Genomic DNA, 724 nt, shown 5'->3' with positions numbered 1-724 from the left:
TTGGTCTCCTTATCAATTGCTACTGAATGATCAGTTTTTTATTTGTTATACCTGATTCAGATGCTATACTAAGGATGTATGTACCTGATGGTAAATTACCAATTTCATAATAAGATTGAGATACTTCAAATTGCTTTACTTTCGTACCGTTTAAATCAAACAATTGTAAGCTAATTACTTTTGTTGAAGATTCTAATTTGAAAGTAGAAACAACAGGATTAGGATAGATAGAAACAGTAGTCTCAATATCACTGATTGATGTTACGTTACCTCCATTAGCAGTCCACTTAGCGTAAACTACTATGTCAACAGCACTTCCCGATGTCACTTCAGTTACCTCATTTGTAAAATCGGCTTCTGAATACCAACCTCCAAAAGTAAAACCTTCTTTTGATGCTTCAGCTAGTTTAATTGTTTCAGATTCGATTGTATAAGTTTCAGGATTTGAATGCGTTCCTCCATCTGTGTTATAGGTAATCTTATAACTGATCGGTGTAAACTTAGCATATAATGTAACATCTCCTGTACTTCCTGCTGTTATAGATGTCACTTCATTTGTGAATTCTGACTCTGAGTACCAGCCCTCGAACGTGTAACCTAACTTCGTCGCTGAAGTGAATGTGATATCTGAAGATTCAATCGTATAAGAACCTGCATTCGTATGCAAACCTGCATTTGATTCATAAGTAATTGAATATTCTATTGGTGAATACTTTGAATATAA

1 protein-coding gene is annotated in these 724 nt (G+C 34.3%); it reads right to left on the bottom strand.

Annotated features, from left to right (window positions below; translation table 11 throughout):
- Positions 1-19: 19 nt before the first annotated feature.
- A partial coding sequence (locus tag HHU12_RS34310) for an InlB B-repeat-containing protein (protein ID WP_169661202.1) occupies positions 20-724 on the bottom strand: 705 nt, incomplete at its 5' end.

It is taken from the genome of Flammeovirga aprica JL-4 (genome assembly GCF_012844305.1).
GTDB classification, from domain to species: domain Bacteria; phylum Bacteroidota; class Bacteroidia; order Cytophagales; family Flammeovirgaceae; genus Flammeovirga; species Flammeovirga aprica.
Note: the sequence above shows the minus strand (reverse complement) of the source record. Positions and strands in the feature narration are given on the sequence as shown.